This window comes from Kitasatospora sp. NPDC085464 (assembly GCF_044541955.1).
Taxonomy (GTDB): domain Bacteria; phylum Actinomycetota; class Actinomycetes; order Streptomycetales; family Streptomycetaceae; genus Kitasatospora.
This window is the reverse complement of sequence record NZ_JBITTM010000014.1, coordinates 71,155-97,005: the sequence shown is the minus strand read 5'-3', so window position 1 is coordinate 97,005 and position 25,851 is coordinate 71,155. Positions and strand designations below refer to the sequence as shown.

General features: G+C 71.7%; 23 protein-coding genes and 3 pseudogenes. 17 read left to right on the top strand and 9 right to left on the bottom strand.

Annotation, left to right across the window (positions count from 1 at the left end; translation table 11 throughout):
* Positions 1 to 112: 112 nt before the first annotated feature.
* The 3 genes from ACIGG8_RS14785 to ACIGG8_RS14775 form a co-directional block, all read right to left on the bottom strand.
* Complete coding sequence (locus ACIGG8_RS14785) at positions 113 to 877, bottom strand: SDR family NAD(P)-dependent oxidoreductase (RefSeq protein WP_396548159.1); 765 nt, start codon at positions 875 to 877, stop codon at positions 113 to 115.
* Positions 878 to 961: 84 nt separating this feature from the next.
* Positions 962 to 1,714: a hypothetical protein gene (locus tag ACIGG8_RS14780; RefSeq protein ID WP_396548157.1), complete on the bottom strand. Its 753-nt coding sequence runs from the start codon at positions 1,712 to 1,714 to the stop codon at positions 962 to 964.
* A gap of 148 nt (positions 1,715 to 1,862) precedes the next feature.
* Positions 1,863 to 2,399 (bottom strand): DUF1877 family protein, encoded by a 537-nt coding sequence (locus ACIGG8_RS14775; protein WP_396548156.1) that lies wholly within the window; start codon positions 2,397 to 2,399, stop codon positions 1,863 to 1,865.
* Positions 2,400 to 3,729: 1,330 nt separating this feature from the next.
* Between ACIGG8_RS14775 and ACIGG8_RS14770 the strand changes: the two genes are divergently transcribed.
* The 3 genes from ACIGG8_RS14770 to ACIGG8_RS14760 are packed head-to-tail and all read left to right on the top strand — an operon-like array spanning position 3,730 to position 6,916.
* Complete coding sequence (locus ACIGG8_RS14770; protein ID WP_396548154.1) at positions 3,730 to 4,833, top strand: bifunctional DNA primase/polymerase; 1,104 nt, start codon at positions 3,730 to 3,732, stop codon at positions 4,831 to 4,833.
* Positions 4,830 to 6,515, top strand: coding sequence for a phage/plasmid primase, P4 family (locus ACIGG8_RS14765; protein ID WP_396548153.1), 1,686 nt, complete (start codon positions 4,830 to 4,832; stop codon positions 6,513 to 6,515). Before ACIGG8_RS14770 ends, ACIGG8_RS14765 begins: the two co-directional genes overlap by 4 nt.
* Positions 6,512 to 6,916 (top strand): DUF6009 family protein, encoded by a 405-nt coding sequence (locus ACIGG8_RS14760; protein WP_030240262.1) that lies wholly within the window; start codon positions 6,512 to 6,514, stop codon positions 6,914 to 6,916. Before ACIGG8_RS14765 ends, ACIGG8_RS14760 begins: the two co-directional genes overlap by 4 nt.
* A 120-nt stretch (positions 6,917 to 7,036) precedes the next feature.
* On the opposite strand, the gene ACIGG8_RS14755 is transcribed toward ACIGG8_RS14760, so the two are convergent.
* Positions 7,037 to 7,729, bottom strand: coding sequence for a hypothetical protein (locus tag ACIGG8_RS14755; RefSeq protein WP_396548151.1), 693 nt, complete (start codon positions 7,727 to 7,729; stop codon positions 7,037 to 7,039).
* 210 nt (positions 7,730 to 7,939) lie between these two features.
* Positions 7,940 to 8,557 carry a TetR family transcriptional regulator gene (locus ACIGG8_RS14750; RefSeq protein WP_396548150.1) on the bottom strand — a complete coding sequence of 206 codons (618 nt, stop codon included), beginning with the start codon at positions 8,555 to 8,557 and terminating at the stop codon, positions 7,940 to 7,942.
* 154 nt (positions 8,558 to 8,711) lie between these two features.
* On the opposite strand from ACIGG8_RS14750, the gene ACIGG8_RS14745 reads away from it, so the two are divergent.
* Both ACIGG8_RS14745 and ACIGG8_RS14740 read left to right on the top strand, forming a co-directional pair.
* Positions 8,712 to 9,572, top strand: coding sequence for an enoyl-CoA hydratase/isomerase family protein (locus tag ACIGG8_RS14745; protein ID WP_396548148.1), 861 nt, complete (start codon positions 8,712 to 8,714; stop codon positions 9,570 to 9,572).
* Between the two features lie 23 nt (positions 9,573 to 9,595).
* Positions 9,596 to 9,775: a DUF6210 family protein gene (locus ACIGG8_RS14740; RefSeq protein WP_396548146.1), complete on the top strand. Its 180-nt coding sequence runs from the start codon at positions 9,596 to 9,598 to the stop codon at positions 9,773 to 9,775.
* 60 nt (positions 9,776 to 9,835) lie between these two features.
* Here ACIGG8_RS14740 and ACIGG8_RS14735 read toward each other — a convergent pair whose 3' ends face one another.
* The 3 genes from ACIGG8_RS14735 to ACIGG8_RS14725 form a co-directional block, all read right to left on the bottom strand.
* Positions 9,836 to 10,483, bottom strand: a complete 648-nt coding sequence (locus tag ACIGG8_RS14735; RefSeq protein WP_396548145.1) for a hypothetical protein — start codon at positions 10,481 to 10,483, stop codon at positions 9,836 to 9,838.
* Between the two features lie 119 nt (positions 10,484 to 10,602).
* Positions 10,603 to 11,142: a hypothetical protein gene (locus tag ACIGG8_RS14730; protein ID WP_396548277.1), complete on the bottom strand. Its 540-nt coding sequence runs from the start codon at positions 11,140 to 11,142 to the stop codon at positions 10,603 to 10,605.
* Between the two features lie 679 nt (positions 11,143 to 11,821).
* Positions 11,822 to 12,379, bottom strand: a complete 558-nt coding sequence (locus ACIGG8_RS14725; protein ID WP_396548143.1) for a hypothetical protein — start codon at positions 12,377 to 12,379, stop codon at positions 11,822 to 11,824.
* 1,476 nt (positions 12,380 to 13,855) lie between these two features.
* On the opposite strand from ACIGG8_RS14725, the gene ACIGG8_RS14720 reads away from it, so the two are divergent.
* From ACIGG8_RS14720 to ACIGG8_RS14710, 3 genes are all read left to right on the top strand, one after another.
* Positions 13,856 to 14,170 carry an ArsR/SmtB family transcription factor gene (locus ACIGG8_RS14720; RefSeq protein WP_396548141.1) on the top strand — a complete coding sequence of 105 codons (315 nt, stop codon included), beginning with the start codon at positions 13,856 to 13,858 and terminating at the stop codon, positions 14,168 to 14,170.
* Entirely contained in the window at positions 14,167 to 14,574 is a 408-nt protein-coding gene (locus ACIGG8_RS14715; RefSeq protein WP_396548139.1) for an SRPBCC domain-containing protein, read from the top strand. The genes ACIGG8_RS14720 and ACIGG8_RS14715 overlap by 4 nt, the downstream gene beginning before the upstream one ends.
* 382 nt (positions 14,575 to 14,956) lie before the next feature.
* Positions 14,957 to 15,535: a DUF6939 family protein gene (locus tag ACIGG8_RS14710; protein WP_396548138.1), complete on the top strand. Its 579-nt coding sequence runs from the start codon at positions 14,957 to 14,959 to the stop codon at positions 15,533 to 15,535.
* 690 nt (positions 15,536 to 16,225) lie between these two features.
* On the opposite strand, the pseudogene ACIGG8_RS14705 reads toward ACIGG8_RS14710, so the two are convergent.
* Positions 16,226 to 16,474: pseudogene (locus ACIGG8_RS14705) on the bottom strand (ATP-binding protein); the annotation flags it as partial.
* A 338-nt stretch (positions 16,475 to 16,812) separates the two neighbouring features.
* Between ACIGG8_RS14705 and ACIGG8_RS14700 the strand changes: the two are divergent.
* The 9 genes and pseudogenes from ACIGG8_RS14700 to ACIGG8_RS14660 all read left to right on the top strand — a co-directional run bounded on the left by ACIGG8_RS14700 (position 16,813) and on the right by ACIGG8_RS14660 (position 25,462).
* Positions 16,813 to 17,391: a hypothetical protein gene (locus tag ACIGG8_RS14700; protein WP_396548137.1), complete on the top strand. Its 579-nt coding sequence runs from the start codon at positions 16,813 to 16,815 to the stop codon at positions 17,389 to 17,391.
* A gap of 54 nt (positions 17,392 to 17,445) precedes the next feature.
* Positions 17,446 to 17,583, top strand: a pseudogene (locus tag ACIGG8_RS14695) (IS5/IS1182 family transposase); the annotation flags it as partial.
* A 691-nt stretch (positions 17,584 to 18,274) separates the two neighbouring features.
* Positions 18,275 to 18,781, top strand: coding sequence for a hypothetical protein (locus ACIGG8_RS14690; protein WP_396548135.1), 507 nt, complete (start codon positions 18,275 to 18,277; stop codon positions 18,779 to 18,781).
* 225 nt (positions 18,782 to 19,006) lie between these two features.
* Positions 19,007 to 19,386 (top strand): annotated as a pseudogene (locus ACIGG8_RS14685) (diguanylate cyclase); the annotation flags it as partial.
* A gap of 127 nt (positions 19,387 to 19,513) precedes the next feature.
* Complete coding sequence (locus ACIGG8_RS14680) at positions 19,514 to 20,635, top strand: serine hydrolase domain-containing protein (RefSeq protein WP_396548133.1); 1,122 nt, start codon at positions 19,514 to 19,516, stop codon at positions 20,633 to 20,635.
* A 201-nt stretch (positions 20,636 to 20,836) separates the two neighbouring features.
* The gene (locus ACIGG8_RS14675) at positions 20,837 to 21,619 is read left to right on the top strand and encodes a MerR family transcriptional regulator (RefSeq protein ID WP_396548132.1); all 783 of its coding nucleotides are present in this window, start codon (positions 20,837 to 20,839) and stop codon (positions 21,617 to 21,619) included.
* A 201-nt stretch (positions 21,620 to 21,820) separates the two neighbouring features.
* Positions 21,821 to 22,411: a DNA-binding protein gene (locus ACIGG8_RS14670; protein WP_396548130.1), complete on the top strand. Its 591-nt coding sequence runs from the start codon at positions 21,821 to 21,823 to the stop codon at positions 22,409 to 22,411.
* A 7-nt stretch (positions 22,412 to 22,418) separates the two neighbouring features.
* Entirely contained in the window at positions 22,419 to 24,767 is a 2,349-nt protein-coding gene (locus ACIGG8_RS14665; protein ID WP_396548128.1) for a hypothetical protein, read from the top strand.
* Positions 24,764 to 25,462 (top strand): helix-turn-helix domain containing protein, encoded by a 699-nt coding sequence (locus tag ACIGG8_RS14660; RefSeq protein WP_396548127.1) that lies wholly within the window; start codon positions 24,764 to 24,766, stop codon positions 25,460 to 25,462. Before ACIGG8_RS14665 ends, ACIGG8_RS14660 begins: the two co-directional genes overlap by 4 nt.
* The last annotated feature ends 389 nt before the right edge of the window (positions 25,463 to 25,851 follow it).

Sequence of the window (25,851 nt, the reverse complement as noted above, 5' to 3'; positions counted from 1 at the left end):
ACCTGAGGCGCTGTCACCCGCCGAGGCCGGGCTCGGCGGACGCCGCTGCCGCACACGGGCGGTGTCCTCGGCGCCGGGGACACCGCCCGCGCGACGGGGACGTTGGAGGTCGTCACAGGCCGACGCCCCCGGTGACGTCGATCCTGGCGCCGGTGATCCAGCGGGCGTCGTCGGAGGCGAGGAAGGCGACGGCGTCGGCGATGTCCGGCACCCGGCCGATCCGGCCGAGCGCGGTCAGGCCGATGTTGCGCTCCAGGTTCGCCGGGTCGGCCAGCACCTCGGCGGTCATGTCGGTGCTGGTGAATCCGACGACGACGGAGTTCACCGTGATCCCGCGCGGGCCGAGGTGCTTGGCCAGGGTGCGGCTGAACACGTCGAGCGCGCCCTTGGTGAGCGGGTACGCGATCCCGTGGGCGGAGGCGAGCCGGGTGGAGACCGAGGAGATCGTGATGATCCGGCCGCCGTCGCGCAGCCGTGGCAGCAGCCGCTGGGTGAGGAAGAACGGTGCCTTGACGTTGACCGCGACCATCCGATCGAACTCCTCCGGGGTGAGGACCTCGATCGGTCGCCCCATGAGGTTGAGTGCCGCGTTGTGCACGAGGACGTCGATCGTCGATCCCCCGTGCGCGCGCAGTCCGGCCTCCAGCCCGGTCACGAGGGTGTCCACGTCGCCGGGGACGCCCAGTTCGGCGCCCACGACGAACGCCCGGCCTCCGGCGGCGGCGATGCTCGCGACGGTCTCCTCGGCCGCCGACGCGTTGCTGCCGTAGTGCACGGCGACCAGGGCGCCGTCCCGGGCCAGACGTTGGGCGATGCCGCGTCCGATGCCCCGGCTGCTGCCGGTGACCAGTGCGGTCTTCCCGCTGAGGTCTCCCATGCCCGCTCCTCGATCGTGGCCGGTGACGTCCTCCCGACAGGATAGTAAGGCTAGGCTCACCTAACTAGACTCGGTCCGGTGACATCAGCCCGGACCCACCGGCCGACGGGACGGAGCCGACGACACCGGGCCGACCGCACCGGGGCCGTTGGCGGAGGCGTACTCGTCCGCGACGGTGAACACGCTGGCGCAGCGCGGGCATTCGGCCCTGCCGAAGAGGTGGGCGATCCCGTCGGCGAGCTGCGACTCCCCGTCGCGGAGGGCGGTCTCGTACATCCACCGCCCCACGCCCGAGAGCTCCTCGCGGAGCGCCGGCCGCAGGTCGCGCCGGTCCACGTCCCCCAGGTTCCAGTCCCGGATCGCCGAGTAGCGGCCGTGGTCCCCGATCGCGACGGTCACCGTCACGGCGCAGTGCGGGCAGGCCACGTCGTAGAAGTCATCGGTGAAGTCGGCCAGGTCGGCGCTCCAGTGGAACTGCTGCTCGGCCGCGAGCAGGGCGCGGTAGCTCGCGAGGTAGTCGGCCGGCCGTGACCGCAGATGCCGGTCCAGCAGTTCGCGGAACTCGGCGATCGCATCGGCGCACTCCGCCAACAGGTCGTCGCAGCCGTGGTGTCCTGCTGCGCGGCACAGGATGGTCCCGGCCAGGGCACGCGCCCGTGCGCTCCCGGAGGCGAGGCGCACCAGGCGCGGAAAAGCGGCGAAGCTGGCGGGGTAGAGGAGGTCGTCTTCGAGGCACAGGCGGAAGCCCAACTCCTGCCACGCCTCGGCGTCGTCCTCACGCTCCACCCGTTCCAGCAGCCCGGGGACCCGGTCGACCTCGCCGTGACAGTCGTACATCCCCGCCCGGTTCACGAAGTGGCCATGGGGAGGAGCCGATCCTCCGGGAAGGGCCCGGGCCGACATCCGGCGCTCATCGATTTTCCGCGGAAAATCCCACCGCTCAGCGTGCCGCTGCCGCTGCTGCCGCACGGCCGCGGGGGCCGGGTCACGTGGACTCGAACTTGATCACGGCGTCGCCGACGGCTGCGGCCCCGGCGAAGAAGCCCTTCAACTCGCGCAGGTCGGCCGCCAGGGCCGAGGACCACTTCTCGCTCCACGGGGTGGCGGAGCCGAGCGACACGACCTCCGCTGCCAGGGCTGCATCGGAAGCGGCCAGCAGGTCGTCAATGTCCACGCCGTCCAGGAAGGCCGATGCCGTCCGCACCTCGTCCGGTCTGAGCACCAGGACCTTCCACTCGCGGAACCCGTCGCTGCCAGGGTCTCCCCCGGACTCGACCCGTTCCTCACCACCGAACACCGGGAACTGCGCCGCCGCCGGATCCGTACCCGCGCCACCGGGCGCCCCGGTCAGGGCGACGTGCATCAGGTAGCCGTTGCGCTCCACGCCCAGCACCGCACCGGCTTCGCGCAGAGGCCCGAACTCGCTGTCGAACCAGTGCGGCACCAACGCGACGAGCCCCTTCGGCGACAGCTCGGCCAGGGACCGCTCGGCCACCCGCCGCCAGAAGAAGTCCACGCTCATCCCCCGCACTCCGCCCCGTTCCGCACCGGTGTGCCCGTCGGCACCCGTCGTACCGAGAGGCTAGATGCGACCACTGACAATCCGGTCCCGCGCCCGAGCCGGGGCCACACCCGTCGTCACCCCGTACCGTTCATCGACGCTGCATCCGCCCCTCCCGGTTGCAGGACGACTCGACGCCCCGGCAGCTTTCGCGCCGTGGCCGGAGGCCACGGCCGGCAACACCGGCCCCTCCCGGACAGCGACCGAGTCCGCGAGCGCGGAAGGCTCCCGGTTCCGATCGCCCACGGTCAGCACCACCACGCCCATCTGCAGAGGTCCTCACGTCGTCGGGTCGGTGACCCTCGCCCAGCGGCATCCGCCGGAACAACGACCGGGGGGCGGGAAGGTCACGCGTGTCCCGGAGGATTTCTTCGGTCGCTGCACCGGGCGGCAGCGACCGAACCGCGACGAGCAGGTCCCAGCCGGGGCGGTCGCTGCTCGGTCGCTGGTCCGTCACTGCGCTTTTCAATCCGCGGCCAGAGTCGCTTCGGTCGCTGTCGGCGTCAGATGCGCGGTGCCTCGGGGGCAAGAGGCCTGGTGGGAGGGGCGTTCCCGGCACTTCCATCATCGGGCGGTGGCGGAGCGACCGAAGCTACGGAAGCGATCGAAGCGACCGAAGCGACTCAACGAAGGAACTCTTTCTGAAGCAGGGGGGGCACCCCACCAAAGAGGGCCCCAGGGGCGGCCGAGCCGTTTCCCACCGGCAGCGAGCGACCGAAGCGACTCAAGCGACCGAACTTCAGACCTTCCTGCGCTTCAGGCACGGTCCTGGCAGGCGCGACACGCCGAGCGACCGGGCGGGAGAGACTCGGTAGCTTTGGTCGCTGAGCTTCAGTCGCTGAATAAAACCCCAGGTCAGAGGCGCTACACTCACCCCAACAGCGACCGAAGCGACTCAAGCTTGGGTATATGAAGACATTCCCGTGTGCGTGTGCGCGTTATAGACCCGGGCTTCAGTCGCTTCAGTCGCTGTTGGGCTTGGAAAACGGCTTTGACCTGCGGAAACGTCAGCGGACCGAAAACAGCGACCGAAGTGACTCGGTCGCTCCCCCGAGGTTGGGTAGCTGAGTTTCCCCGCAAGGGCCGCCACTCCGGGTGCGTACGTGCTCGCTCGGATAGTCTGTGTGAGCTATCTTCTGGACTTCAGTCGCTTCAGTCGCTGATCTGGCGCTCACCAGTGCCCTGACCTGGCTTTTTGCCCTCAGCGACTAACCGAGCGACTCAAATCCGGGCAGCTACCGAGCGACTGGAGCTGCTGAAGCAGCTACTGAACCAAGGGGGAGGGACCAGCGTGACGGCGCCGCAGGCCGTGGGGAGCGACCGAACGGGCCGCCAGCCTGATGCGCTGGCTGTTGCCCGCTGGTGCGCAGCTCAGGGCTGGCCGGTCCATCCGCTGGCGCCCGGGCGCAAGACCCCGCCCGCCAACTGTCAGAGCTGCCAGGAGTCCCCGCACTCCCCCGGCGACTGTGCCTGCCCCCGCTTCGGTCGCTGGTGCCACGGCTTCCACGCCGCCACCGTCGACCAGGACGTCATCACCGCCTGGTGGCGGACCAACCCGGACTTCGGTACCGGTGTCGCCTGCGGCCCCTCGGGCCTGGTCGTCGTCGACGTCGACAGCCACCCCGGTACCGTCCCCGCCCGGGACCGGATCCTTCCCGGCATCCCCATCCACGAGCACGTCGACCTCGACGGCCTGGAGAACGGCTACCACACGCTCGCCCTGCTCGCCGCTCTCCGCAGCTCCCCCGATCCCGCAGAGGACACCTCCACACTGCGCGTCCGTACGCCCTCCGGCGGCCTGCACATCTGGTACCTGGACGACGAGCACCGGGGCTTCACCTGCTCCACCGGCTCCTCCACCGGACGGGCCCTCGCCTGGCAGGTCGACATCAGAGCTCATGGCGGCTACATCGTCGCCCCCGGCACCACCACGAGTGCCGGCACCTACACCCCCCTGCCCGGCGCCATGACCCCCGCACCCCTCCCCCGGTGGCTCGCCGAGGAGCTCGTCCGCACCGGGCACCTCAAGGAGAGGCCGGAGACCCGTCCGGCCGCGCCGCCCCCCGTGCCCGACCGTGCCCGTCAGGCCGTCGTGGCCGCGGGCGGCGGGAAGCGCGGAGCCGAACGGGTCCTCGACACCGTCCTGCAGGAGGTGACCGACTGTGCCACCACGCCCGAGGGCGCCGGTTTCACCGGCAAGCTCAACCGCGCCGCCTACACCGTCGGAGGCCTCGTCTCCGCCGGACACCTGACCCACACCGCCGCCGAGCAGCTGCTCCTCGATGCCGCTCGCACCGCCCGTCCCGCCCAGGACAGGCAAAGCTCCGCCGTCATCCGTTCCGGCCTCGCCGCCGGCGCCCGGCAGCCCCTGCACATCGGGAAGGCCCGCGGATGACCGACAGCACCCGCAAGAGGACGGTCTTCGACCCCGTGGCCGCAGCCCAGCAGATCCTGGCGTACCCGCCGGTCCCCGGTCCCTCGCAGGCCCCCTGGCACGGCGCCGCCGTCCAGGACAGCCTGCTCGACGACCCCGCCGAGACCGCCCAGTCACCGGTGCCGCCGGGGCAGTCCGAGCAGTCCGAGCAGTCCGAGCTGCCCTTCCACGGGGCCCCCGCGCGGACCGCAGCGGCGCCGCAGGCCGCCCAGGCAGCCCGAACGGCCAAGGCCGCTGCGGGCCCGCAGGCGAGCCCGCACGGCCTGCTGCCCGACTCCCTCTCCGACCGCGGCAACGCCAAGCTCTTCGTCCACCTCTACGGACGCGACTACCGCCACGTCCCCGGCATCGGCTGGTACCGCTGGTCCACCCACCGTTGGCAGCTCGACGAGGACGACACCGTCCTGTGGGCCGCCGGGGAGATGGCCGAGAGCATCTCCACCCACGACCCGCGCGGCCTCTACACCAACACCGACCTGCGCCGGCACCGCCGTCGCGCCCTGTCGACCTCCGGCATGAACGCCATGCTCGCCCAGGCGAAGTCCGCCCCCGGCATGGTCCTCAACGCCGCCCTCCTGGACGCCGACGCCTACGCCCTGTGCACCCCCGGCGGCGTCGTCGACCTGCGCACCGGCGCCATCGTCCCGCCCGACCCCAAGGTGCACCACCACTCCCGGTCCACCACCCTCGCCCCCGCCCGGATGCCCACCCCGCGCTGGAACCGCTTCCTCACCGACACCTTCGGCGACGACAAGGAAGGCCGCCAGACCCGCGACTTCCTGCACCTGCTGCTCGGCTACTCCATCAGCGGCGACGTCGGTGCCCAGGTCATGCCCTTCCTCTACGGGCAGGGCAAGAACGGCAAGTCCGTCCTGCTCGACGTCATGATCCAGCTGCTCGGCGACTACGCGGACGCGGCCCCGCCCGGCTTCCTCATGGCCAAGACCTTCGACGGCCACCCCACCGACCTCGCCGAGCTCCACGGCCGCCGCATCATCGTGTGCTCCGAGCTCAAGCCCGGCGACCGCTTCGACGAGGCCCGGGTCAAGCTGCTCACCGGCGGCGACAAGATCAAGGCCCGCCGGATGCGCCAGGACTTCTTCTCCTTCGAGCCCACCCACAAGCTCTGGCTGCTCGGCAACCACCGCCCCGAGGTGGGCACCGGCGGCTTCGCCTTCTGGCGCCGCATGCGCCTGATCCCGTTCGAACGGGTCGTCCCCGAGGAACGCAAGATCGACAACCTGGCGCACGTCCTCGTCGCCGAGGAGGGCCCCGGCATCCTCGCCTGGCTCATCGACGGCGCCCGACGCTACTTCGCCGGCGAGAAGGACCTCGCGGGTCCCCAGCGCGTCCAGGTCGCCACCACCGCGTACGCGGAGACCGAGGACCACGTCGGCCGCTTCCTCAAGGAGGCATGCATCACAGGCGAGGGCATGCGCGCCGAACAATCCCAGCTCTTCGGCGCCTACACCCGTTGGTGCGGCTTCGAAGGGGCCAATCCCGTATCCGGGCGTGCCTTCGCCGCACGAGTCCGCGAGACACTGGGTATGACCTCTCCCAAGGAGATGGTCCTGTCCAACAGCCGCAAGTACTACCCGGGCATCGGCCTGATCACCGACGACACAGAGGAGCAGAACGCGTGAGCGCGCTGATCGACCCGGCCGAGCTCGCCCACGAAACCGACCTCGTCTGGCTGGAGGACACCTCCGACCTCGACTACGTCCGCCAGTCGCTGGACCGCCTCACCACGCGCCGCGGCCGCCCCGCCTACCACCGCGACGGTCGCATGGTCGGCTACGCGATCCTCGGCCCCGACGCCAAGTCCTCGCGGGCCTCCGGCACCTTCCGCCGGCGCGTCTTCTGGCTGCTGCCCCACGACCGCGACCAGGACCCGGACGGCCTGTACTCCACCGGCGCCCCGTCGGAGGCCGTCGACCCGCGCACCGTCGCCCCCGGGGTCAAGGGCTACAAGACCGAGCGCTCCGAGGGCGGCCCGGCCTCGCCGGCCATGCTGGAGCTGGGGATAACGCTTCCGAAGGCCTGAGGCGCGCGGGCGTGACGCCCGGGCCCGGGCCCGGGCTAAGGCCCGAGTCCGAGTCCGAGGCCGAGGCCGAGGCCTGATCGTGGGGCCGACCGCTGCATCCGGTGCGTTCGGCCCGGGTGGCTAGCGGTTCTCGCGCTGCGGCTCCTCCGGGAGGACCGCCTGGCCTGCCAGAAGGCTCTCCAGGAATTGGCTGTGCCGGGCGGGCGCGCTGGTCCGGGCCTCCAGGGGCCGGGTGCGGAGCACCTGGGTCGGCTGCTCGGCCCGCTCGGCCCGCTCGGCCCGCTCGGCCCGCTCGGCCCGCTCGGCCCGCAGAGCCCGGTTGGCCCGTTCGGCCCGTACTGCCTGCTCGGACCTCATGACGCCGAGGGCGTCGGCGAGGCCGGTCATCGACTGGTGAAGCTCGGCCCGGTCGGGGCGCACGGCGTCCGGCGCCGGCGTGTGCGCGTGCGCGGTGGAGCCGGCCTCCGTACCGCCCCGGTCGGCTTTCGCCGTCACCGTCGTGGCCCCTGCCGTCCTGCCGTCCGTGCCCGTGGCCGCGCCCGTGACTGTGACCGCGGCCGGTGCCTCGCGCTTCGCCACCCCACACCTCATCGCGGTGCGGGCCTCCGCCGTGCGTCCCCCTGTCGTGCGTCCCCCTGCGGTGCGGGCCTCCCCGGTGCGCACCGCGGCCGTGTGCGCTGCCGCGGACTCCGCGCGCAGGCGGCCCACCTCGGCCTCCAGCGCGGCCAGCCGTGCCCGCAGTTCGTCCAGCTCGCCCTGCTCGCCCATCTTCTCCACTGCCCAGAACCCTCCCCGGCCGCCGTCCACGGCCATTGACGTGCGGCTTCAGCCTAGAGGTCGCGCAGATGGGTGCTGTGGGGGCGCCGCACGGCTGCGTGTGGACACCGTCCGCTTCGGCCGGATCGACACCCCACTCCCGCACTCGCGGCCGGGGCTGGACTCCGACGACGCGATCACCGCCGCCGGGTCGATCACTCCTTTCGGCCGCTTCGGCACCGCTGAGGAGGCCGCCGCTTCGGCCCTCTACAACGGAGCGTCCGTCTGCCGGTGTGCCGGGGTCGAGAAGGCGGCGAACGCAGCGTCCAGCAGTTCGCCGAGGTCCTCTTGGCCGTCGCTCGCAGCCCATTGCCCGAGGACGATCCACAGGATTTCGAGCGCCGCCGCTACGCGAACGGTGGCGATGACCGATGACCCGTCGGTCGAGGAGGTTGTCCTCTGCAGTCGGGCGACGATCTCCGGTCGCCATTCAGCCTGCTTCTCGCGGAGGCGTGCGCACAGGGCCGGGGTCTGCTCGATGAGGCCGAGGATCGTCACGAGTTGCTGAACGTCGCCCACGAGGAACCTCACGGCTGACTCCAGGGCGTTGCGCAGCCTGCTCCAGTCGTCCTGGTTGGCCCGCTCGGCATCGAGCGCGTCAGTGATGACGCCACCGACAGGGTCGAAGACGAACAGCACCACGTCTTCCTTGGTGCCGAAGTAGCGCAGGAAGGTGCTCCGCGACACTCCGGCGGCTTCGGAGAGGTCGGCGAAGGTGACCTGGTCGAAGCCCGTGAGGCAGAACCGGTTGAACGCGACGCGGGCCAGCTCTGCTCGCACCGCGTGGCGGCTGATCTCACGGGTACCGACTGGTGCTGCACTCATGGGGACGAGTGTACTCCGACACACTTGTTTGCTTATTCGGACACAGGTTCCTAATCTGATACTCAGTGTCAGTCGTGATGCTGAGATTCGCGACACTGTCCCCAGCCGGCGGCCCGGTCACGGACCGTCCCTTACCGCGATACGGAGCCACCTCATGAGCTACGAAGACCTTCCCGCCCTGACGATCGACGTCTCGGACGGGGTCGCGACCGTGACAATCGATCACCCGCCGCTCAATCTGATGGACGCGGTCCTCCTGCCGTCACTCCGGGCATTCGTCGCACGTGTGCGGGACGACGCCGACGTCCGCGTCATCGTCTTCGAGAGCGCTGACCCGGAGTTCTTCGTTGCACACGGTGACATGGCGTACCTCACCGACCCTGACGCGCTGCCTGCAGCCACTCGCGCTGCGATCGCGGCCGCGCCGGGCTCGACCGTCCCGGAAGGCCTGAACATCCTCCAGGCGATGAGCGAGGAGGTCCGCTCGCTGCCGCAGGTCACCATCGGCAAGCTGGCGGGCTTCGCGCGCGGCGCGGGCAACGAGTTCTTCATGTACCTGGACATGCGATTCGCGGCGATCGGCAAGTCGGGGCAGGGGCAGCCGGAGTCCTTGATGGGGATCCTCCCCGGAGGCGGCGGCACGGTGAACATGACGCGCCTGGCAGGAAGGGCCCGCACGCTGGAGCTCATCCTCGGCGCCGAACTCGTGGGTGCGGAGCTCGCGGAACGGTACGGCCTGATCAACCGTGCCCTGCCCGCCGCAGAACTCGATTCCTTCGTCGACACCCTCGCCCGACGGATCGCCGGCCTCCGGCCGGAGGTCATCTCCATCACGAAGGCTGCGGTCGACGCGGTCGCGCCGCCGATTCCGCATGCGGCGTACGCCGTTGAGAACGAGGGCCTGTTCGCGGCGTTCGGCGATGAGGTCACCGAGCTCGCCCACAAGCTGCTCGCCGCTGGTATCCAGACCCGCGAGGGCGAACGGGACCACGAGCGCATCGCCAACAGCATCTGAGTGCCCAAGCTCTCGCCATCCGTGTGCAGAGGCCTCGTGGGAAGAGTTCCTCAGCCATTGCCGGCACGCGCGTTGTCGAGTGGTCAGGTCGACCACCCTGGCTGCAGTTGGACGAGAGCCGGATCGGCGAGGCCGACGAGGCCTGGGTACCGGTGATCACGCCGGACGGCCCCGGGGTCCTGGTGTGGCTCAACTCGGACTGAGCGCGGGGATCGGCTGCGGTGTTCACTCCAGGGCAGGGATCAGCGTCCGGGGCATGGGGATCAGCGCCGAGGACCAGGGTCACCCCGTCGGCTGCGCCAGGGCTTGGTGCGCGGCGTCGCGTACGTTCTCGTCCTCATCGGCGGTGAGCCGAAGACGGTGCCGAGGGTCGTCATCGCGTGGGCGCGTATCGCAGGGTTCGGGTCGCGGGCCGCGTCGGCGATCAGCCCGAAGTACGTGTCTCCGCCGAAGTCGATGACGGCCAGACTCCAGAGACCCACCATCCGTGTCCCGGGGTCGTCGGAGGCGGCGCACTCCAGTGACAGCCTGAGCGAGGTCTCGGGCCAAGCCGTGAACAGGTTGAGGACGTCGAGCTGCAGTGTGGCTTCGTCGTCGTTGCGATCGGTCACCATCGCACGCAGCAGGGCGGGCAGGGCATCCTGGCCACAGGCACCCGCCAGGGCGTGGGCGATCCGGTCCCGGGCGAAGGAGTCGCCGGCATCGACGTGACGGGCGAGGCGTCGCTCCAGTTCCGGTCGAAGGAACGCGGCGGCCGGTGTGCGCAGCTGCTCCACCAGCTGCTCGCACCGACGGCGGGCGTCGTGCCCGCGCTCGGCATCCGTGGCAAGCCGCGCATCCAACTCGCTCAGCGCGCGCTCCAGCGCCGCACGTTCCGTTGCCGTGTTCCCCGTCCCGCCGGTGCCTGTCATGCGCCTCACCCTACGGGCGGGTGGTGAGGGCCTTCGGTCCGGATGACGGTGACCGACCATGGCGGGGACGCTCCCGCGGGGAGGAGTGACCTGTGGGGGTGACCTGTCGGGGCGAGCTGTCAGGGCGTCACGCGTGCCCAGTCCGCGAGGAGTGAGAAGTCGTCCGCCGTCATTCCGGTCTTCGGATCGATGCGATGGAGGAGCGCCGGGCCGTGGTGGTGGGCCCGGACCCAGCCGCGGTCCGCGTCCGTGATCTGGTCGTCGACCCAGGCGAACGGGCGGCCCTGGGCCCAGGCCACGATCTCCGGTGTCTTCCAGAACACGCCCCCTCCGGGCTGGGGACGCGGATCGGGCCAGGTGATGACCGGCAGGGTGGGAAGCCCCAGGAGGGGTGAGAGGAAGGTGTTGGCCTCCTCCTCCCACGTCGTCGCCCAGACCAGGTCGTACGGCAGGGCGGTGAGCGCCGGCCCGTGATCCGGGTTGAGCCAGACCCGCAGTGGCTTCGGCGGCTTGTTCGGAAGGCCCCACTCCCGGAGCCTGCGCCGCTCGGCCGCCTCCCACTGCGGGGTCATCAGCCGGTGCGTCTCGTAGCCCTGGGGCCTCCGGTACGGCTTCGCCGCGGTCGGATTCAGTGGACCGTCGACGTCCATCAGCAGCATCGGCCGCATCAGCCACCCCCGGATGATCGTCCCCGTACGGTAGCGGTCGAGCGGCGGAGGGCCCAGCGATTTTCCGGCCCCGCCGACTGCCGGCCGGGGCAATGGCCGGTGCCGCGCCGCGTGCGCTCCGGGCTGCGATTGCTCGGGGCTGCGATTCGCCGGACCTCTCCCCCGCTGAGTACCGCGGATCGGCCGGACGATTTTCCGCGGAAAATTCGGATCCCGCGCTCCCTCGGATCCAACCGAGGGACGGGACAGGTGGAGGCCCGCGGGACTGACAGCCGGGGGCGCGGCGTCCTGTCCGTGATCGGGGAGGAGCTGCTGCAGCCGCCACCGGATCGGCTCGCAGGCACGGGACGCACAGCGTCGCTGATCCAGCGGGGCTGGTGCGTTCGGCGATGTCGATGGGCTCAGGATTTTCCGCGGAAAATTTCGTGGCGCGGAGAACGCGGAGAAGACGGAGAACGCGGAGAACGCCGGGAGCGCGGACAGTCCGGCGCTACGGGGTGTCCGCGACGCGCCGCCTCACGGTCGGACAACCGCCCTCGATGCGGCATCCCGACGGTCCCGGATTTTCCGCAGAAAATTTCCGAGCCGGGGTCGCCGGGTCCCACGGGTCGATGACAGGGCGCTGGTCGCCCCGGTTGTTCCTGTCCTCTCCCCGGGCACAGCGCGGAGGTCAGGACAACGGTTGCCCGCCGCGGCCGGTCTTACTGACGCCACGTGGTGAGAACGTCATCGGGCCGATCCAGCCTCGGCGGACGAGAACAACCTGGGAGGGCAGCGGGGTCACCGGGTCGAGCGCCCTCCCCCGGGACCAGTTCTCGAAGAGGCCCTGGGTGGAGTCGACGGCGGACACCACCATGGTCACCTGAAGGCCCCCGTCGTCCCAGGTGTTCCACAGCGCCCAACCCTCCGGCCGTGCGTCGACACCGATTCGCGCGCACGCCTCCTCGTAGTCCTCGTCCATCCCGGCCAGCATGACTCCGGGCTTCAGCCCCGTGGCGCCGACGAGCCTGACCAGGGGACGATCCTGCTCCGTACAGCCGTCGCCTTCGAAGTGGTAGCTACGCAGGACGCGGGCGAGCGCGTTGACGCTGCGTTGGAGAGACGTCGCATCGTCCGGATCAGGGGCGAACGAGAGCCAGTCCTCGTTGGACGCCTCGACGGTGACACGGTAGGCGAGACGCTCGATCTCCCGAAGGTAGTCCAGTTCGCTGAGCTCAGGTGTGGTCATGCCGCGCAGTCTCGCACCGGGAGACTCCCCGTCGACACGCGCTTTTCCCCCGCCGGCAGCGGCCTTGGCTGCTGCCCTTGCCTGGGTTGGACGGCCTGGAGGTTGTGCAGGCGGGCGATGCCGAGCACTTCGTGGTGGAGGCCCTCGCCCTTGAGGCGCCCGCGGCGGAACAACAATCGCGCAGGACTCCCAGGGCTTCATCTGGGCGAGAACGTGCTCAGCGCGAGCTCGGACCTGCTTGTGCTCGGTTGTGCGCGGCCCGGCGTTCGGTGGGCTCGCCGCCTTGGGCCCGCGGCGCGGGATGAGCAGGCCGGTTCCCTAGTAGCCGCCGTCGGCGGGCGTCGTGGTTTTGCCGATGGTGGCTGCGGTACGACCTGCACGGCGCGGTTCGGCCCGCACGCTGTCGGCCTCCTCACTAGCCTGACGGGATGCATGAGAGTGGACCACCGCTGCTTGGGGACGTCTATCCCCGGCTGGTGTCGTTCGTGGAGGCGGCGCTGATCGCTGAAGGGGAATCCGCCCTGGCCGGGGCCGTCGGGCGGTTGCGCTTTCACGGGTGGTGCGGTTGTCGTCCGACCTGCACCTACCTCCGAACGGCTCCGGCTTCCCGTGCCGACAGCTCATGGCTTCATCTCGACGACGACGATGCGCCTCGCGTCTGGCTTCAGTTCGACCGGGACCACACGTCGTTCGCCGGGATGGAGATCTGCGAGTTCGACCTGGGGCCTGTCCCAGCGCTCGACTCGAACCGCCCTTCCGGGCTGGGGTAACCCCTCGGTGATGTGACCACGATCCGCGCGGAGAATTTTCCGCGGAAAATTCTGGACCGTCCGGGGCCGGTCTTCGAGTTGTGGATCAGTGGGCAGGCGCCCGGTCGGCGGGTCATCCGTGGTGGACCGGGCGCGTCGGCAGGATTGTCTGGACAGGCCTCGGTCGGGCCGCGTTCCGGTGCGCGCGCACGCCTGCAGGCCGGCGCCCCCATTGCTCGCACCGGGTCGGCGCGGCCGGTTCGCCCCGCTCCCCCGCCGGCGTCGGCGCTTCGACCGGCTTTTGAATGGTCCCGATTTTCTGCGGAAAATTCTCCGCGCGGCTTGGGGTCACTCCCCGCGGGCGCTGTGGCTCCCCCGGCGTCCGGATGTCGGTCGGAGGAGGAGCGGGTGCGCTTCGCGCGCGCCTCGAAACTCAGTGAGTCCGGCAGCCGCCAGGACCCATCGAATTTTCCGCGGAAAATCGACGACCCCATGCGGGGAGTGGGCCAGGGCGCCACCGCGGTCGTACCTGTGGTTCTGCCGCATCGCGCCGCCGGGCCGGGCCGGGGCGAGGGTGGGGTGGCGGCGGCAGCGGGTTTGCCGCTGCCTCATGCCCCTGATGCCCACCTCCCCGGAGCCGAGAGGACGGCCCCTGCCGCCAGGGCGCGCGGAGGGATCGCGTCGGACAACGTTGACGCATCGGAAATCTCCGACGTAAATTGGCGGCATGCCTACCGACGTGTTCGGCGTACTGGCGAACCCCGTGCGCCGCAAGCTGCTCGAACACCTGCGGGAGGGGCCGCGCTCCACGGGTGAGCTGGCCGCACTGTTCGAGCTCGGACGGCCGGCGGTCTCCGAGCATCTTGCGGTGCTACGCGGCGCCGGACTTGTCCGCGAGGAACCGCGCGGTCGCCACCGGTACTACCACCTCGAAGCGGCTCGGCTGGCCGAAGTCGGTGAGTGGCTGCACCCGTTTGAGCACTACTGGAACCAGCGCCTGACCGCGCTGGCAGATTTTCTGGATGAGGAGAGCACCCCGTGACCGAGGACACCGAGATCCGCTGCGAGAAGTTCCTGGCCCACCCACCGGCGGCGGTGTGGGCCGCACTGACCGATCCAGCCCTGCACGCCCGCTGGTGGGCCGCAGGCGACATCAAGCCGCTGGTGGGTCACCGGTTCACCCTCGACATGGGCCCCTGGGGTGCCCAGCCGTGCGAGGTGACCGCCGTGGAGCCAGAGCGGCTACTGCGCTACCGCTTCGCCGAAGGATCGCTCGACACGTCGATCACCTGGCGGCTTGAGCCGGAGGGCAAGGGCACCCGCCTCTTCCTGGAGCACGCCGGCTTCGATCTCGATTCACCGATGGGCAGGCAGGCGTACCAGGGCATGGGCGAGGGCTGGCCGCACGTCCTGGACCGACTCGACTCGGTCCTGGCCGACGCCTGATCCCGGCATCCGAAGCACGCTCCCGGCCGGATGTTCGCCCGGACCTCGGGGGCATCCGTCGCAGCAGCGGCCTTCATGGCTCACGGCTCTCGGCGGTCACTCCGGGGCGGTTCGGCCGGCGCCGAGTCCGCTCGGGCCGGGCAGCTCGCCAGGGGCACGAATTTTCCGCGGAAAATTTCCGGGCTTTGATCCCGGGCTGATCCGGCGCACGAGTGGCGGGGTGTCTGGGCTCATGAGCCCTGTCCGCCTCGCGTCGGACGGCCGCCGGACTCCGTGCGTCGGCTGCTCGTCGACGGCGCCCGGCGCCTCGGGCGGACGGGATGTCAGTGGCATCGGGGATGCTCGGTGGTTGATGTCATCGAACCAGGGGAGGGGCCTCCAGATGCCGATCCGAATTGCCAGCCGTCGCCGTACGACGGCGTCACTGATGGCCGCCTTCCCCGGCGCGGAGATCATCGACGTGACCTCCAAGGCGCCGGAGCCGTGGGTGCGGCTGAGCCCCTTCTACCCGCACGGCGGCATCCCGGTTCCCTTCAGCGAGGGGTTGACCAGCCAGTCGGTGGAGGGAATCTGGCAGGCCCTCAAGGTCTTCCAGGACTCCGACGTCGACCCCGCGAGGCTCGCGATCACCACGATGAAGGGGCTGAAGCGGACGGTGAGTCGATACGGCCCCGTCCATGGCCACCGAGCCGGCCTGCACGGCGACCGGCTGCTGCCCTATGAAACGGCTCGCCGCCGGATCTACCTGCCGGCCTACCGGTGGATCCTGGAGCACCGAGTCGCCGACCTGGTCGAGCTGATCAGGAACAAGGAGGACGTCGTCCTCCTCGACTACACCACCAACGGGGATGTCACCGACCCCAGCAGCCCGCTCTCACACGCCGCACTCATCCAGCTGTACGTGGAAGGGCGCTGGCCGAGCGAGGACGATGCCGAGGTTCGTGGCGCCGACGGTGCGTGAAATGGCTTGAGGATTCCGAGGCGGGGGCGGTGCTCATGCGATGTGCAGAGCACCGTGCAGCCGTGGCCGGGATCCGCTGAGCGCGGTCGGCGGCGGCACCGGTCGCGCGTTCGGCGATACTGCCGGGCCGAGGTCGGACCCGATCGGCTCACCGATTTTCCGCAGAAAATTCCGGGGAGGTCTGCGGACGGTTGGAGCCGGGTGCTGGGGGAGTGCCCCCACGGCGACGCCGGCAGCCCGGTACTCCCGTCGCGAGAAGCCGGACTTCCGACGGCCGCGAATTTTCCGCGGAAAATTCTGTGGCGCCTCCGGCACGTGGAGACCAACGGCGACGGCGGGGATGCTCGGCGGCGGGGCAGCGGACTGACTGCGGGGGAGAGGCTCGTGGCGATGTCACGCCGGCTCGGCTGGAGTGAGTCCCGGTCTCTGGACCGACCTGTTCCACCGCTGGCGGGGACCGGGTTCGAGGGCCGCCCAGGGGTCTCCGAATTTTCCGCGGAAAATTCGGAGACCTGGGATGGGTCTGAGGGGGTGCTGCCCGGAGCCGCCCCGGTGGGGCTGCCACCCGGCCGGGCTTCGGCTTCGCAACCGCGCGCTGCGGTGCCGACCGGCGGGCGGCCGATCAGTGGCGACGACAGGACGGTGGTGCGGGCACACGCGGTACGGCTGCGTTGTCGTGGGCCGCAGCACTCACGCGAACGACAGCCACCGGTCGGCGGCCCACTCCCGCCAACCCACCCAGCCGGGCGGCGGGCCGGAGACCTCGACCTCGTGGCCCTCCAGCTCCACCGCGTCGGGCTCCTCAAAAAGCGCCCGCCCGTGCAGGATGTCGGCCTCGGACATCGAGAACGTCTCCTCGGGGGTGGTCGCCCAGCGATGGGCGATACGGGCGCGTTGGGTCTCATCGTCCACAGGCAGGTAGACCATGCGGAAGCACGCACATCAGGAACAGCGTCGTCATCGCCAGACCGTGGCAGGGAAGCCGAACAGCCGGCGACTGCGTTATCCGCCCGCCCGATCACGGGCCGGCCGGCTTCCTCGGCGCCTGCGGTTGGCCGCTGGTCCTTCGGCTCGTCCGCTCGTTGCCTGTCAGGTCACCCCGCCCCACGACCAGAACAATGGCCCCACATGCGGGGCGGCCACCTGTTCCGCCGGACAGGCCCCGGCCGCCGGAGAGGGCGAGCAGGCAGTGTTGACTGATGGTCAGCCGACGAGCAGATCGTCCCGTGGCCGCTCACGGCAGCCCCGGACCAGACCGAGGACCAGGACACCGCTTCATGACTTCGAACCCGGACGCCCTCCGCGCCCGCGCCGCCGCTGTCTTCGACCTCGATGCCAGGTTGCCCGCGCAGGTTTTCCGGGGACTCGCCGACCCTGCGGTGTTCTGTGAGTTCGATCTGCTGCTCACCCCGGTCGCCTGGCCGGCGCTCGCGGCGCTGGCCAGGCTGCACGGCGACCGGCAGGTCGACCTGCTCGTCGTCGAAGCGGACGGCATGGCCGGGCCGGCACTGTCGCTGTCCGTCGAGGCCACCCCGGACGACTACTGGGCGGAGATCGGGTTCGATTCGGATCGGGAAGCCCTGGAGTCGATCACCATCGCGGCGCGCACCGTCGCACTCACCGGTCCGTCCGGCCGCTGGGGTTGTTGGGGCGAACGCGACCCGGAAGTCGCCGTCGTCCGAGGCTTCCCGGACGAGATCGCGCGGCAGGACTGGCACGTCCGGTACGGGCCGTGCGTCGACGCAGCCGGCGCGCTGGCGTCCTGGCTGCCGCTGGTCTTCCGCGGCCGGCCGATCCCCGACGCCTATGCCGCCGAGCTGACGGCCAACTACGGTGCACCGCCGCGGAGCAGCTAGGGCGTTTCTTTCCGATCATCGGATCGTTGGTCTGGTCGTGCCGTTGACTGAGCCCACAAGAAGCGCAACACCGTGGAGCGCTGCATCAACCGTCTGAAGAACTGGCGCGGCCTGGCCACCCGTTACAAGACCGCCACCGTCTTCCAGGCCGCACTCCACATCGCGGGCATCTTCGCCTGGTCCTCCCGCTGATCCAAAAGAAAGGACCCAGGGAGCATCTTGGCGATCATGTGAGCCAGGTGACGGCTTGCTCGGTACTGGTCGGGGGCCTGTCGTCGCGGGTGGCGGTGCCGCGCCGGCGCAGGTAGGCGCGGAAGGCTCGGGAGCTGTGGCCCTTGTCCGCGGTGACGCGCTCGGGTCAGGTGTGTACCGGGCCGGGGTCGGCACACACCTGGACGAGGGCGATCACCGTTTCGGCTTGGGTGCAGTCGTTGCGAGTGCCGGTCAGGCGGACAGCGGGCGCGAACCTCTCACCTCCGTCCGGCGCGGAGCAAGTTGACGCATGCATGAAGACTTTTGGTCCCAAGGTGGGCTTTGGAGCCCGAGAGCGGCCGATGTCGTCCGCGAAGGCGCGTTTTCGCGCCGAACGGTGCTTTGCGGTGGGCGCGTTGAACATAAAAGACGCAGTAAACGCTTGCTAGACATGAAGCATATCCGGACCCTCTCCGCGTCCGTCGGGGCGTGTGCTCCGCTCGGAAGGGCGGAGGGCGGTCGAAGCTCCCGGAGGACCGACGGTTCGCCGAGCTCGGTCGGCCCCGCGTGAGCGACGAGAGCTCCGGCGCCTCCGCTCGCCGGAGGCCGCAGAAACTCCGCCGCACGAATGTGCGCTCAGTCAGCACAATGGGGCCGAACCGCGAGAGTGGACGAGAGGACCCGGACACCCATGCTGAACCCGCTCGCTGCGCCGGACGCAGTGGAAGCCGCAGCGGAACCCCTGCTGGACCTGCTCCAGGACTGCGACCACGAGCCGTTCATCGAAATGCTTCACGTGGTCCCCGTGACCGGGACGGCATCCGGTCATGACCGGATGCAGAGTCTCGCTCAGGCCGTCTTCGACGCCGGGGGCTGGGGCAGCGGATACCAGGTGCCGGCACCGATACGCCCGTTCACATCACCCGGGGCCTGGCGGGACATTCTCCGTCGACAGGTGACCGAGGGGTTCATGCAGCCCGCCCGGAGGTGGCCGGCAGTCAACCTGCGCACGCCCGATGAGATCCGGCGGGCCGGCGAACTCGCCGATGGCGTCGCCGACCTCATCGAGGCACACCTGGGTCCCGCCCGAAGCTCCGGTGATGTCGGAGGCCCGCACTCGCACTACATCTGGTGGCGCAACCTGCTGTTGGTCAGCGACGGGTGGGCCACGATCCTGCATCTCGCACTCAGCGACTGACCCGACCGCCTCTCCGTCGGCGGCAACCCGCCGGCTTCCTGGGGTCGCGTCCGGACGCGCGGGGTGAGGTGTTCGAATACCGCAGCCCTCCCGGCCCCCTTGCGGGCCGGACGTGCTTGCCCGGCCCCCGGCCCCCTGGGATGGGCGACCGAAGGGCCTCTGAGGGGCTCTCAGGGGCTTTGGAGGGCTCTGGGGGCTCTGGGAGAAAGGGGCTGCTTCGGGGGAGAGGCTCGGCGCTTACTGGAGGCCCACGGCATCACCGGTGAGCCCGCCCAGCGGGTCCGGACCGCGATCGCCCTGCACACCACCCCGGAGATCCCGCTGCACATGCGCCCGAGATCGCGCTGGTCACCCGGGGTGTGGAACTGGACGTCCTGGGCATCGGCTACCACGCCGTCACGGACGGGCAGCGCGCCGCCGTGATCGCCGCCCACCCCCGCCCCGACTTCAAGAACCGCATCCTCGCGGCGTTCACCGACGGCATCAAGGACCGCCCGGACAGCACCTTCGGCACCGTCAAGGCGGACGTCCTCGCCCACTTCGTCCCCGGCTTCGAGCGCGGCGACTTCGTCGAGGTCATCCAGGGCTCCGCCTGGCCGGAGTGACACCAGTCGCTGCCCGGGCGCCGGGAGGTGTGAGCCGGATCACTGTTGAGGTTGACCCTGGGGCGGGGTGGAGGCTCGGGGCAGCGGCCCGGCGGGGAGTCGGGCACCACGGCTGTGAAGGAGCGACATGTCCACCACCTCGTCCGAGCAGGGGCAGGACCGTCCGGAGTTGCGGGAGGCGATCGAGGAGATCGTCCGGTCCGGCATCCTCGGGGTGCAGTTGCGGGTGAACGACGAGCGGGGCGAGTGGGTCGGCAGTGCCGGGGTGCGGGAGCCGGACGGGGGCGCGCAGGCGTCGGCGGACGGGCACTTCCGGATCGGCAGTGTCACCAAGAGCTTCGTGGCGACCGTCGTGCTGATGCTGGTCGCGGAGGGCAGGGTCGGCCTGGACGCGCCGGTCGACGGCTACCTGCCCGCGTTCGGGCTGGACCGTCGGATCACGGTGCGGATGCTGCTGCAGCACACCAGCGGGGTCTTCAGCCACACCGGCGAGCTCAGCGAGGACGGGACGGTCGTGCCGGGCGTGCCGTGGCGGGGCAGGGAGTGGGTGGACGGCCGGTTCCGCACCTACCGGCCCGAGGAGCTGGTGCGGTTGTCGCTGTCCAGGCCGGCCCGGTTCGCGCCGGGGACGGGCTGGAGCTACTCCAACACCAACTACGTGCTGGCGCGGCTGGTGATCGAGGCGGTCACCGGGCGGTCGTTCGCGGAGGAGCTGCGGCGGCTGGTCGTGGGCCCGCTGGGGCTGACCGGCACCGTGGCGCCGGGCAGCTCGCCGGAGGTGCCCGAGCCCCACAACCACGGCTACTACCGCTACGAGGACGCCGGGCGGGAGCGGACGGTGGACATCACCCGGCACGACCCGTCCTGGGTCGGGGCCGGCGGGGACATGATCTCGACCACCCGGGACCTGCACACGTACGTCTCCGCGCTGATGGGCGGCCGGCTCCTGCGGGCCGACCTGCTGGCCGAGATGCGCACCCCGGAGCCGACGATCGGCTACGGCCTGGGGCTGTTCACGCAGGACATGGGCCCGGGCGTCGGCACCGTCCACCACCACAACGGCGCCACCATCGGCTCTGCGGCGCTGATGTACGCCAGCCCCGACGGCCGCACGACCCTGACTGCCGGGCTGAACTACGTGGACGACGCCGACATGTCCCTCGCCCCGGCGTTCCGGGACGCCCAACAGCGGCTCGTCGGCGAGGTGTTCCGCGGCGGGCAGGCCGACCCGGCACGGCCGACGGGCTGAACTCCCGTACGGGGTACGGATGTCCGTACGGGGCACGGATGCCCGTACGCTTGCCCGTACGCTTCGAGGGGAGCGTTCCGCCCTCGCGCTCGGCCCTTCGGCCGCGCGCCGCCGAGGCCCCGACCGTCGCAGGCGAACCGGGGCCGCGCCGCGCAGGGCCGGCGCGGCCCCTCCACCACGAACCCGAGGCAGGTCGAGCAGATGGTGAACGGCGTCACGATCGGACAGGCGGCGGCCTTCGTCGGCGTCACGGTGAAGACACTGCGGCACTACCACCAGAACGGGCTGGTCGCCGAACCGCCCCGGGACACCTCCGGCTACCGGCGGTACGGGTCGGCCGAGTTGCTGCGGCTGGTACAGGTCCGCACGCTGGCGGCCGCCGGGGTGCCGCTGGCCGAGATCGGGCCCCTGCTCGACGCGGACGGCGACACCGGGGAGTTCGCCGCCGCCCTCGCCGACGTCGGGCGGCGGCTGACCGAGCGGATCGAGGAGCTGAGCGCGCGCCGCGACACGCTGTACCGGCTCGCCGAGGGCGACCGGGCCCTGCTGCCCGAACGCGCCTGCGCGCTGCTGGACCGGATGCCCGGCCTCGGCTTCGGCCTCGACTACGTGGACGCGCAGCGCGAGGCCCTGGTCCTGGCCCGGGCGATGGTGCCGGAGGGCTTCGACGGCTTCCTGTCCCGGCTCGAACACTGCCTCGACGACCCCGGGTACGTGGAACTGGTCAAACGCGGTTGCGAGGCCGAGGGCTGGGAGCCGGACGACCCCAGGATCGAGGAACTCGCCACCGCCATGGCCGACCACTACCTCGCCAACCCGGCACTGCTGGGCGACCCGGCCGACCGGCGGGCCTGGCGCGGGGCCGGCGCCCAGTACCGGCTGATCAACGACCACCGCGGCGACCAGGCACCCGTATCGGCCCGGCTGACCGCCCTCACCGAGGCCCGGCTCCGCGCGGCTGGCGTACCTGCTTTCCACCGGTGACGACGGGGGGACGCCCTCCTGCGGAGGGGGCGTCAGCCGTTCCGGTCGTGGGTGGAGGCGGAGCCGCAGGGTGCCTGCCAGGGGGAAGGTGCGGGGTGGACTAGTCTTTGGAGTCAGCTGCAGAGGCATGGGCGTGGAGGTCTGGGTGTGTTCGTGACGACCGGGCAGGCCGGGTCGGCGCTGGGGTGTTCCATTCCGACGGTGAAGAAGCTGATGGCCACCGGTGTGGTCCCCGGCGTGCGTGGAACGGGGCGGCAGGTGTTCCCGCTGGCCGCGCTGCAGGCCCTGCAGGACCGGCCGGTCGCGGACCTCGGCGGGCTCGGTACGGCCGAGGTGGCCGTGCTGCGGTCGGACGCGCTCAGGAGGGTGGACGAGCCGGGCCGGGAGTGGGTCGGCTTCGGGACGGCGCTGGACGACGCACAGCTGCTGGCCTCGCTGTCCGGCTGGTGGCGGTGCGATCCGGCCCGGGTCGCAGCCGGTGGGGTGCTGGCGGTGACGGTGACCGGGTTCGTCGTGGCGGTGCTGACCGGCCTGACGCCGTGGGAGTCCGACGGCGCCGCCGGCACCGCGGCCCGCTTCCGGTTCCCGGCGGCCCGTCTGGCGGGCCGCCTGACCGACCTCACCGCCCCGGCCAACGCCGTCGGCCCCGCCGACCCGCAGGACGTCCGCCTGGCCGATCTGCTGCTGGGCACCCGCCTGCGGTCGGTGTCCGGTGGCCCGATCGCCTACGTTCCCACCGCTTCGGTCGCTGCTTCGGTCGCTGCCGCAGTCGTCGCCGCGGAAGGGGAGTGACCCGCTGATGGACCGCAAGACGTACACCGCCGAGCTCGCCGGGCTGCGGGAGCTGCGGGCGGAGATCACCGCCGCGGAGAAGGCGGTCGCGGCTGCCCGGAAGGCACTGGACAAGCTCGCCGCCCAGCGCGCGCGCCGGGTCACCGGGCTCGCGGGGTTCGAGGGTGCGAAGGCCGACGCCATCGCCAAGGCCGCCGGCCTGACGCTCGGCGACGTGGTGCGGCTCGCCCCGGTGCTGGACCCGACCCCGTCCGCCGTCCGCGCCGTCCCGGAGCCCGTCCGCGCCGCCCCGGAGCCCGAGCAGGCCGCCGTCGTGGCCGAGCCGCAGCCGGATCAGCAGCCGCAACCGGAGCAACAGCCGCAACCGGAGCCGGATCAGCAGCCGCAGCCGGAAGCAGAGCCCGCGGTGGCCCCGGCGCTGACCCGCCCGGCGGCCCTCGCTGCCGAGCCCCCCGCCGCCACGAGCCCCGCCGCTACCGCACCCGCTACGGCGCCCGCTACCGCACCCGCCACACCACCCGCCACACCACCCGCCCCCACCTCCGCAACTACGTCGGGAGAATCCGCAGCCTCGGTCGCTCCGGTCGCTGCCGTCCCGCACTCGGTGCCCGACGTCGGGCCGCGCGAGCTGCCCACCGTCCCCGAAGGCCCCGCGGGGGCCCGGTTCGAGGCCGTGACCACCGGGCTGCTGTCCAAGCGACCGAACTTCGTCCAGCAGGCCCGCGCCACGGTGTTCCTGGACGCCGCCACCGGCGACCTCGCGGTGCGCGACCGGGTCGTGCGCCTCGACCTCGGCGCCCGTACGCCCGGTGAGATCCTGGACGCCGTCCTGGCCGCCGCCCCCGGCACCGAGCGCGTCTACATCACCGCCGGCGCCCCCTGGCACGACGGCGCCGAGCGGTACAGCACGCTGAAGGACGCCGTCGCCGCCTGGCTGAACACCCCCTCCGAGCGCTGGACCACTGCCGTCGGCGCCGGCCGCGACCGGCTCGCCGGGCACTTCGTGCACCAGCGCCAGCCCGTCGGCCGGTACGCCCCCGCCGCCGCGCCCGACGGCGACAGCACCGAGATCCGCTCGGTGGGGGAGTGGTTCGACCCCGACGGCGCCGACGTGGTGACGGTGCGCGAGGCGTTCAAGCTGCTGTGGCAGGCGCTGCGCCGGCACTGGGACGACGTCGTCCTGATGGGCTCGCCGAGCCAGACCGGACGGGACCTGTGGTCGCGCACCGTCCCGGTCAAGGGCCGGTTCGCCGGCGGCTACCCGGTGCTGTCCGAGGAGCTGCGCGGCCTGCTGCACGCGACCGCCGGCCAGGGCCGCACCGAGCTGATCCTGCCGCCGCGCGTCCCGGCCGAGCTGCCCGCGCTCGTCGAGTACGACCGCACCTTCGCCTACGCCAGGCACCTGTGGAAGTCCCCGGTCGGCACCCCGCAGCGGATCACCGCGCGGGCCTTCGCCACGATGACCGAGGCCGAGCAGACCAAGGCCCTGATGTCCTGCTCGCACTGGAACGTCCGCGTCACCGTCCCGGCCGGGTGGGAGCACGTCGGCCTGCTACCCGCCCCCGTCACCGGCGACCGCGCCTGGGTCTACCCGTCGGAGCCGGGTGCCACCTTCACGACCTGGGCGGGCGGGGCGGAGGTCCACCTCGCGCTCGCCAACCACCTCGGGCCGTGGCGGATCGAGGTCCTGGGCGGCCTGGTGTGGGAGGACGGCAAGCCGCTGGACGACTGGGGCAAGCGGCTGAAGGCCGCCTGGGCGGACCTGACCGGCCTGTCGAGGGCGCACGCCGACGAGCGGCAGCGCACCGCGGCCTACCTCGCCTCCCGCGCCGTCCGCGCCGTCCTGCTGTTCGGCCTCGGCGGCTTCGCGCAGCGCCCCCGCCTGGTGTCCGGCACCACACCGGTCGGCGAGACGCTGCCCGCCGGGGTGGAGATCCTCGGCCAGGACGGCGCCGTGGTGACGTGGCAGCGGCAGGCCGGGTTCTCCCGGGACCCGTACGCCCACCCCGAGTGGGCCGCCTTCGTGTGGTCGGGGGCGCGGGCCGCCCTGCTGGACATGAAGTACCGGCAGGGCAAGGAGGTCGTCGGCGTCGCCGGCGCCCTGCATGCCAGGCCCGGCACGGTCGTGTACTTCGGCACCGACGGCATCGCGCTGACGGAGCGCCAGCCGTGGCCGTACCGGGGCGAGCCCGGCGACTACCTGCTCAAGGGCCACCTGAGCGGCCCCGTCCCGCACCCGACCGGCCAGGAGCAGTACCTCCGGCTGCGCGCCCGGGGCCGCGCCGAACTCGCCGCCGCCCGCGCCGCCGAACCCGCCGCCCGTGCCGCCGAACCCGCCGCCGGAGGTGACCGGTGAGCCCGGCCGACCCGCAGCACCCCAACGAGGCCGCCCGCCTGACCCAGGAGCTCGTCGACCAGGGGTTCACCAAACGGCAGGTCGCCAGGATGCTCGGCCGCGACGCCTCGCTGGTGTCGCAGTTCTTCACCAAGGGCAAGGGCGCGGCGTTCGTCGACGCCCTGCGCCAGGTCGTACGGGCGGTGCGCGGGGGCGAGCGCGACACCGACGCGCTCACCGGGATCGCGCAGGAGAACGTCGAGCGCCGCCGCACCAGGACCGGGCAGCGGGCCCGCGTCCGGGGCAAGGACGTGGTCGGCGAGGAGGGCGGGTCGATGGCCGGCCGCGCCGGGCGGCAGGCCATCCGCTCCGGAGCATCCCACCTCGCCCCCGTCGTCCACGCCACCGGCCGGGCCGGCGGCCGCCTCGCCTTCACCGTACGGATGCGCGCCGACCAGTTCACCATGTCGGCCGGCTCGACCGAGGACTCGGCGGGCCTGCGCCGGGGGTTCGTCCCCCGCGCCGACGGCACCGAGGAACGCACGTACGGTTCCGCGAGCACCGGCGGCTTCGACGCCGCCGAGTGGTCCCGGCGGGTCGCCGCCCACCACGGGGACGTCACCGAGGCGATGCGGGCCTGGCTGGTCGAAACCGGCCGCGCCGTCGAGGACGCCGAGATCGGCTACCTGGAGGTCCGCGCCTGGGTGCCCGCGTAGCAGCCCGCCCGACCACAGCCGGGCTGCTACGCGAGCCCCCGTACCGGGCCCGGATCCTGGCCTGGATCCTGGCCGACCGGGGGCAGCACGAGGAGGCCGCCGCGTTGCGCGTACGGGCGGCGACGGCCGAGCGCATGCTCCGAGGTCGCACGAGCGGCGGCGAGCCGGCTCCGGCCCCGACGGAGTGGCGGCACCGGCGGAGCCGTTGTCCGCCCCTATCGTTGCCGCACCGACCGCCGACGCGGCGGTACGCGGTGGCCTCGGCTGCGTGGGCGTTCCCCGGTCCGCCCGCGTCGGGCCCCCGCCCCACCGGGCGGTCGTCGATCCCGTCGTGACGGATTTGTCCGGATGGGTGAACGGCCATGGGAGGAAAGGCCGTTCACGGCAGC